Below are 8,131 nucleotides of genomic sequence, written 5' to 3' on the forward strand. Positions count from 1 at the left end.
TAATGGAAATGAGAATTGATTATGTACGTATTATCGCATCGTTGAAGTTTATTCTCAAAAAGCCAGTTTATGCGCCATCTATTGAAAAAGAGCAATGCCATCATTTAATGGAGGTGGCATCGAAATTGAGTTTGGATGTATTGTCTGTTAGGAATTTTATGAGAGTATTATGCAAAATATCTCGCGAAATTCAGCGGAAAATGCATGTGATTTGGTCTTTGGATCAGAGGGCTTGTGTGCAGTTTTTATTGAATCATGTGCATCATATTCCCACGCTGCAATTAAATGTTCTAAAAAGTAAGTTAAGAGTTTTGGATGATGATGCGCTGTTTTTTTGTGAGCAACTCATTCATTTAGTGCGTTTTTCTATTCGATTCATTGACATACAAGTAATCAGTTTATTTTCTTTGACCAATAATTTTTCTCTGAATTATATAAGGGAAAAATTTGATGATTGGCAGCAACTCTCTAATAACGCGTTACTGTATAAATTATTTTTGCTGATGAATAGATTTTTAAAAAAGGAAGAAATATGTTCTTGAGCAATATGAGTAAAAAATGGGATGTCGAAGCGATTACTGAATATTGCCAGAGGATGAATGGGATGGATTTAGGACAAGGAGTTTCTTCTTTACCTGTTCCTGATGAAATGGTACTAGGGGTTGAGAAGGTATTGTATGATGAGGTAGCGCATCGTTATTCATCTTCTAAAGGAATCAGTAATTTAAGAGAAGTGATTGCTGATAAATTTCATCAGTTTAATCAAATAGCTGTAGATCCGGAAACGGAAGTTATCATTACACATGGAGCTACAGGAGCATTAACCTGTGCTATAAAAGCCTTATTTAATCCTGGAGATGAAGTGCTTCTCTTTGAGCCGTTTTATCCGGCACATCGAGGTCTTTTGGCGTTTTTTGGCGTTGAAGTTAAATTAATTCCAGTACATTTTAGCAATTTATCATTTGATTTGGAGCAAGTCGAGCGCTCCATTAGCAGTAAGACACGAGGAATACTTCTTTGCAACCCTGCAAATCCTTTAGGTAAAGTGTTTCAGGAAAGTGAGCTCAACGCTCTTAGTGTGATTGTTGAGAAATATAATCTAAATGTTATTTCGGATGAAATCTATGAATACATTACTTATGATTTCTATCAACATATTTCTTTTGCTCGCTTGGGAAATAACAAATCAAGAACTATTACGATCTCAGGGTTTTCGAAAACCTATAATGCAACAGGTTGGCGGTTAGGATATGCTGCGGGGCCATCCAGCATTATAAAGCAAATGGCTAAAATTCAAGATCTGTTGTATATATGCCCAGTTACACCATTACAATATGCTGTGCAAGATGTCTTATTTTTACAAGACTCCTATTACAAAGATTTAATTCAATTTTATCAGAAACAACGAGATATTGTGCTTGATATCTTTATTAAACTTGGTTTTAAACCGATTATACCTCAGGGTACATATTATGCTTTGATTGATATTTCTGCCGGTTTTAATGACGATGAAACGGCATCAAAGCAGTTTCTTCAAAAGGCAAAAATAGCAACTATTCCAGGACGTACTTTTTTTACGTCGATTACTGGCCAAAAATACATTCGTGTTTGTTTTGCAAAATCGGTGCATCGATTGTCAGAAATTCTTTTGATAGAGTAGCCATTAATTTTCCAAAGACATAAGATATAATTTAAGTGTACGAAGTATAAAGGACTCTTGTAATATGGGTTTACTTGACTAAGTACTGGTAAAGTAGTTCATTTTATATGAAAAAGAAAAATAAGCATACAGAATATGTAATTTGGTATTTCAATTCTAAAGGATGCAGTGATGCTCTTGAGTATTATGTCAACGTATGAACGAAAAATGCAAGATAGGCCATTTAAGCAGGCTTATGATAGGCATTACAAGGAATTGCTTTTTTCTGAATTACTTATTTCCATTATGGAATCAGATGATAAATCAGTGCGTACTTTGGCTTCTGAGGCAAAAATTTCTCCTTCTGTAATACAGGATCTCCGTTCAGGAAAGCAGAAAGATATTAAAGTAAGTAATTTAATTAAAATCGCAGAATCATTTGGGTATGAAGTAGTATTGCAAAAAGGGGATGAGCGCCTTGCATTACATGATGAAATAAATAATAACAAGCATCAATTAAGGGTGGTAGCTTCTGGATTTTCTGGATAATGCATTGAGACGAATCATAGAGGATAGCCTTGAACATTTATGTAAACGTGCTTTTCGTTTAATATTAGTAGAAATATAGGATCAAGAAAACAGCATTCAGTTAAATGATAGTTTTTACCCTCATTGCCAGTTTGAGCTGGATATACGGGAAAACCCATTAATAGGATTTTAAACAAAAATTAATTTATAGAATGTGTTTATCAACCATAAGTAAGCCATCTAAACCACGTACAAATAAATTTAGACTTGGCCTTTAATCCAGTGATTAAGTTCGTTGATGGTGTCTTCATTCACTTGAATGATTTGTTGATACAATGGTTCAAGCAGATTTCGATAGCCTGCTTTGTAATACCGCTCCAAATACTGACAGGCATAACGCATTTTTTGTGCTCCAAGATAGGCTACACCGCCTTTTATTTTGTGTGCTAGTTTTTCTACTTATCCCAATGTTGCTCTTGATATTCCATCTTCATTTGTGTGATGTCTTTTTGCATCTCATCGGAGAGAAAGGTTTTAAGTAAGTTTAAGAGTAGGGCTTTATCTGGAATTTGTTCCAATACCGCTTGTTCATCGAATAGAGGATAGGCATCGAGTTGAAAGAGTTCTTCTTCTGTATCGGGTAAATCAAGTCCTAGGGATGTTGTTAGAGAGGGCGCCGATTCATTGGGCTGCCCTTTTGAGGCACTCCACTGACGAATACATCGTTCAAGCATGTTTATATTAGCTGGTTTACTCAATACATCATTCATGCCTGCACGTGTGCATTCCTCCCATGCGGTTTCTTTGGCATGTCCTGTGAGGCCGATGATGGGAATAGGATGTTTATTTAATGCGCGTTCTTGATTGCGGATTCGCTCGCTTAGTTGACCAATATCGCTAATGATTAAATCAACGGAGTGAGTTTGTAAGAGCGCCCAGGCCTCTTCTCCGCTTGTGGCTGAAATAAAAGTATATCTTTTTTTTTCAAGTATGATTTCTAAAGTTTTTAAAGCAATGATGTTGTCTTCAACTAAAAGCAGATGAAGTGGTGATGTCTCTGGTGCTGCTTCAGATACTTTTTTAGGTTGTTCTTCAAGCTCGGCAGGCGCATTAATTATCGGGCATTCTACATCAAAATGAAAGGTAGAGCCTTTGCCTACGGTACTGGTTAAGGTAATATGCCCACCGAGCAGTTCCACGTAGGATTGTGCAATATGAAGACCTAATCCATGTCCGGTATAAATCCCTTTATAAGACGAACTGACTTTAAAAAAGCGATTGAACACTTGAGCTTGTGCCTCTTCTGGAATTCCAATACCCGTATCCGATACACTGAATTTGAGATGTGCTTTATTAGCATCACGGTGTAAACACTCAATACTCAAGGTAATACTGCCTGATTGGGTAAATTTAATCGCATTACCCATTAAATTTAACAAAATTCGATGAATTTTATTCCGGTCGCTCTCGATATAACGAGGTACATTGTAGGCGATATTCGCTTTAAGCGCCAAGTGCTTAAGTATTGTTGCTGGCGACTCTAATCGAATTAAATCATGAATGCACTGATGTACATCAAAACATTCTGTTTTAACATCGGTTTCTCGTAAGTTTCCTGCGCGCACATCGTCTAAAATCTCATTCAACATATGTAACAGCTCTTCGCCACTGTCATGCAACATGTGTGCTTTTTCTTTATCTTGTTCGTTTTGCAGCGTTTGTTCTAATATTTCGGAGAGTCCAATCACGTCTGTTAATGGGGTTCGGATGTCATGGCTCATGTTGGCGATAAATTCCGTTTTCGCTTGATTAGCTGCTTCGGCGGCTTCTTTTGCACGTTCTAACTCTTTTTCCATTGTAATTCGTTCGGTGATATTCACAGAAATACCCAACATTCCAATGATAGTACCTTGTGCATTTTTTAATGGAACTTTTTTTGATAAATACGTCTTTTGAGTGCCATCCGGTTGAAACATGGGTTCTTCAACACTCAATGACACCCCTGTCTGGATAACTTCCTGATCGGCCTTTTTGTAGTGTGCTGCGGATTGTTCATCATAGAGATCGTGATAGGTTTTACCTACAATGTCATGCCTTGATTTCAAATGAAGTAGTTTAGCCATGTCGTTGCTGCAGCCCAGATAGATATGCTCTGTATTCATCCAGTAGACGCTGATGGGGATTTCAGCAATGATGTTCTCCATGTACTGATAAATATCTTGATGCGTTCCTTCAGTGTTTGAACTATTAGATGTTAGCGTGGCAAGGACATAGCGGCTAATCACCTCCCATTCTTTATTCTGTTTAGAGCGTGGTGATTGGGTTTTTAATATCATGCCAGAATATTTCTTTTGTTGTATATCAATTGTGGCAAGGAAAAAAGAACTGTTTTCCTCTATAGATGCTGTGCCATGATAGGAGAGTGTCTGACCGAATAAGCTTTCTTTTTTTATAGCCCATTGTTGTTCTGCTTGATGGTTGATTCCTAATACCTCGTTTTGTTCTGATATCCATACAATCGGCTCAGGAATGCGATCAATGAGTGCTTGAAATAGTGTTAATTCAATTTCTATTCTATCCTATCCATTGTTTTTATCCTTTAAGCTGGCGGACATTAATTCTGCTAATACTTTGCCATGCTGATCATAGAACATACTCTCATGATCGCCAGAGACGAGATGGCATTCAATGGGGCGTTCCGTATGCCCATCCCACCAGTTGAGCGGAGCATCGTATTGAAATAAAGGAGATAAATGAGTGGCTTTAAATAAAATGAAGGGTGCTTTAATTTGTGGGATTTTGTAGCGCATGAGCAGTTGTTCTCTATGCCATTGCATCTCAAGCAAAAACGAGGCGTTATGAAAGTTATTTTTTTGATAATGCTCTAGTAGGCGTGTATTTTGCTCGTTCATCATCTCTTTAAACGATCCTTCACTACTTTGAAGTGCTGGATATTCTGCCCAGCCATCTAAAGAAAGGATGGCCGCTACCTCATCCCCTCTATGATGCAGCTGGTGTGCTATTTCTACCGCTACAGTAGCACCAAAAGAAGCACCACCTATAAAATAAGGGCCATGAGACTGAATGGATTTGATGTTCTCAATGTAACATGATGCCATGTCTTCTAAGTGTTCAAAAAGAAATGATTGGCTTTCTAAAGCAGGATCTTGAATGCCGTACAGTGGGCGATCTTTATCAAAATACTTTCCAATCGAGGTATACCAAAAAACGCTACCACCTACGGGATGCACTAAAAAAAGTGGTGTTTTATAGCCTGATTTTTTCAAAGGAATACTGGTTTGAATGAGTAGATTTGTCCGCTTTGAATCCGTGTTTTTATTGAGTAAGTGTTCTACTTCTTTAGATAAAGAGCGAATAGTTGGATTTTCAAACAGTGCGCGAATCGTTAATTTGATAGCGAAGCATTCTTGAATGCCTGCCATGATGTGCATGGCTAAAAGCGAGTGTCCTCCGTGTTCAAAAAAATCATCATCAATACTAAGTGTGTCTTTATTTAAAACAGCACACCAAATACGGTGTAATTGCTTTTGAGATTCATTTTCTGGTGAGATTTTTTGTGCAGCTAACGAGAGTTGCTTGATTGGTGTAGGCGTATGTGTTCTATCAAGCTTTCCATTAGGTGTACAACATAAATGCGTTACAATGTAAAAGCGTGAGGGGATCATGTAATCAGGTAGCTCTTTTTTTAGGGTAGTGCGCAGCTCGTTGGCCGTTAATTGAGTTTGTTTTAATAACACCAAATAAGCAGATAAAAAATACGCGCCATCGTGTGTTCGCTCAGGCTTTACCAAACACTGATAAATGGAATGAATTTTTTCCAAGCAGGATTCAATTTCGCTGATTTCAATTCTAAACCCACGAATTTTTATTTGCTCATCTGTTCGACCATGGTATTCAAGTTCTCCATGATGTTGCCATTTCACCAGATCGCCTGTTTTATAAACACGCTCTTTAGAGCAGAAGGGATGAGAAAGAAATTTTTGCTTTGTTAAGTTTGGATTATTCAGATAGCCTTGAGCTAATCCATCACCAGACAGATAAAGCTCTCCCAAAGCACCGACAGGAAGCAGGTGCATGAATCGATCTAACACATAAGCTTTAGTATTAAAGATGGGTCTTCCAATCAGGCTAAGTGAGCGTTCACTGTCTTCGATGGAGCAGGAGCGTGTTACCGCATCAATCGTTGTTTCAGTTGGGCCATACAGATTATGAAGTTTGGCATCAAAGGTATTATGCTCAAAAAAACCATGAATGGTTTCTGGAATTAATGCTTCACCACCACAAAATACATGACGTAATGAGGTGCAGTTTCCAAATCCTTGAGTCAAGGTCATTTCACGAAGCATGGAGGGTACGAGTTGGATAATAGTAATTTGGTTCTGGGTAATTAAATCGATTAATTCTTTAGAGTTAGTATGTGCTTCATTAGGTGCAATGACTAGAAGCCCACCAACAATCAAGGGCATGAAGAGCTCCCAGACGGAGGCATCAAAAGAAAAGGGGGTTTTTAATAAAAAGCGATCGCATGGTTCAAAATCATAAACGGTCTTCATCCAAACCATGTGATTACATGCTGCTTTGTGAGAGATAGCCACATCTTTTGGTGCGCCTGTAGTGCCTGATGTATAGATAATGTAGGCTAGATTAGACGTGCTGATGTGTACTTCGGGTTTTGTTGATTCGAGTTCATTATAAGGGAACTCGATGAGGTTAATGACAGTTCCTTTATAGGCAGGTAATAGATGAGATGTGTTTTCTTCCTTAATTATTAAACAGGACGCCTGGCTGGTTTCTAGCATGTAGTGAATACGTTGTTCTGGGTAATGGGGATCAAGCGGCAGATAGGCTGCACCAGATTTTAGAACAGCTAAAACACTGATGAGCATCTCCAGTGAGCGATGCAGGTATAACCCGATAATCTCTCCAGGTTGTACGCCTTGATTTATTAAGCAGTGCGCTAATTGATTGGCTTTTTGCTCTAATACTTCATAAGTAATCGTTGCTTTTTCAAAGCGTGCAGCTAGTGCTTGAGGCTTTCTGCTCTATGTACTGGTGTAGTAGTTGAGTTATATCATAATCGTAAGCAGTTTTATTCCATGCGCTCATGAGACAACGTTCTTTCTCGCTAACCAATAGGAGTTCATGGAGTGTGGTATTGGGATGAGTAAGCGCATCCTCTAAAAGAATCGCCAAGTGCTCTTCGATTCGATTAAAAAAAGGATAAGAGGCCTCATGAGCCTGGTAATTCGTGTTGTTATGAATGTGTAGGCTTGTGCCGTCGTCTTTGGAAATGGACAGGATGAGTTTATAGTCCTCTTTTTTGAGCATAGTCGATTCTTGTTGTTCAATAAAGTGAATCAATACTTCTTTTTTGGGTACTTGTAGTTCTGGATAGCGAACAAAAAGATCGCTGCAAAAGGTTTCATGATGTTTCAATCGAACTAACTCGTTATCTATTTGATGAGCTGCTTTTTCAAATGATGTGTCATGAGTTAAGTTGGTAGTGAGTGGTAGTGTATCGGATAGAAAACAAGAGAATTCACTTAATTGTGTTTTAAATGAAGCATCCGTTATGTGAACGGAATAATTTTTATAATTATTTAAACGATAGAGATAAATTAACACGATGGTACATAACAGATGATGAGGACTTAAGTTTGTAATCGATGAGTACTGCTGTAATTGCATGCTCAAATGTTTTGGCAGTACCAAGGATGATTTGCGTCCTGCATAAGGCGTTTTAGCCCGATTTAATGGCGCTAAAAAAAGCAAATCCTGATGAATGAATCGAGAGTGCTCTCTGACCCAAAACCGTTCTATCTTAGGGGCAGAAACAGCCGAGTTATTCATTAATTGATGTAGTGCAGATTCGTTCATCGAAGGCAGGACTTGCCCCTGAGGTATCCCGTCAAATTTTTTTTAAAAAGAGATATAAAACAGACT

Annotated in this window: 7 protein-coding genes; 3 read left to right on the forward strand and 4 right to left on the reverse strand. The window is 38.1% G+C overall.

Translation table 11 applies throughout. From position 1 onward, the window contains the following. Positions 1–8: 8 nt before the first annotated feature. From QM652_RS08350 to QM652_RS08360, 3 genes are all read left to right on the forward strand, one after another. Positions 9–542: a hypothetical protein gene (locus tag QM652_RS08350; protein WP_415074722.1), complete on the forward strand. Its 534-nt coding sequence runs from the start codon at positions 9–11 to the stop codon at positions 540–542. Then, the gene (locus QM652_RS08355) at positions 533–1,660 is read left to right on the forward strand and encodes a pyridoxal phosphate-dependent aminotransferase (RefSeq protein WP_415074724.1); all 1,128 of its coding nucleotides are present in this window, start codon (positions 533–535) and stop codon (positions 1,658–1,660) included. Before QM652_RS08350 ends, QM652_RS08355 begins: the two co-directional genes overlap by 10 nt. 171 nt (positions 1,661–1,831) lie before the next feature. Continuing rightward, a complete protein-coding gene (locus tag QM652_RS08360; protein WP_415074726.1) occupies positions 1,832–2,188 on the forward strand; it encodes a helix-turn-helix domain-containing protein in 357 nt (118 codons plus the stop codon). A 240-nt stretch (positions 2,189–2,428) separates the two neighbouring features. On the opposite strand, the gene QM652_RS08365 is transcribed toward QM652_RS08360, so the two are convergent. The 4 genes from QM652_RS08365 to QM652_RS08380 form a co-directional block, all read right to left on the reverse strand. Beyond that, positions 2,429–2,569 (reverse strand): hypothetical protein, encoded by a 141-nt coding sequence (locus tag QM652_RS08365; RefSeq protein ID WP_415074728.1) that lies wholly within the window; start codon positions 2,567–2,569, stop codon positions 2,429–2,431. Positions 2,570–2,622: 53 nt separating this feature from the next. Next, positions 2,623–4,503, reverse strand: coding sequence for an ATP-binding protein (locus tag QM652_RS08370; RefSeq protein ID WP_415074730.1), 1,881 nt, complete (start codon positions 4,501–4,503; stop codon positions 2,623–2,625). A gap of 243 nt (positions 4,504–4,746) precedes the next feature. After that, positions 4,747–7,185, reverse strand: coding sequence for an amino acid adenylation domain-containing protein (locus QM652_RS08375; RefSeq protein WP_415074734.1), 2,439 nt, complete (start codon positions 7,183–7,185; stop codon positions 4,747–4,749). A 10-nt stretch (positions 7,186–7,195) separates the two neighbouring features. Beyond that, a complete protein-coding gene (locus QM652_RS08380; protein WP_415074732.1) occupies positions 7,196–8,065 on the reverse strand; it encodes a hypothetical protein in 870 nt (289 codons plus the stop codon). Positions 8,066–8,131 lie beyond the last annotated feature (66 nt).

The sequence above is a fragment of the Legionella sp. genome (assembly GCF_047605385.1).
Classification (GTDB): Bacteria; Pseudomonadota; Gammaproteobacteria; order Legionellales; family Legionellaceae; genus Legionella.

Excerpts from the sequence above, each read along its gene's own strand:
- QM652_RS08370 (WP_415074730.1), bottom strand. The coding sequence starts at position 4,503 with ATGATATTAAAAACCCAATCACCACGCTCTAAACAGAATAAAGAATGG.
- QM652_RS08355 (WP_415074724.1), top strand. The coding sequence starts at position 533 with ATGTTCTTGAGCAATATGAGTAAAAAATGGGATGTCGAAGCGATTACT.
- QM652_RS08350 (WP_415074722.1), top strand. The coding sequence starts at position 9 with ATGAGAATTGATTATGTACGTATTATCGCATCGTTGAAGTTTATTCTC.
- QM652_RS08380 (WP_415074732.1), bottom strand. The coding sequence starts at position 8,065 with ATGAACGAATCTGCACTACATCAATTAATGAATAACTCGGCTGTTTCT.
- QM652_RS08360 (WP_415074726.1), top strand. The coding sequence starts at position 1,832 with ATGCTCTTGAGTATTATGTCAACGTATGAACGAAAAATGCAAGATAGG.
- QM652_RS08365 (WP_415074728.1), bottom strand. The coding sequence starts at position 2,569 with ATGCGTTATGCCTGTCAGTATTTGGAGCGGTATTACAAAGCAGGCTAT.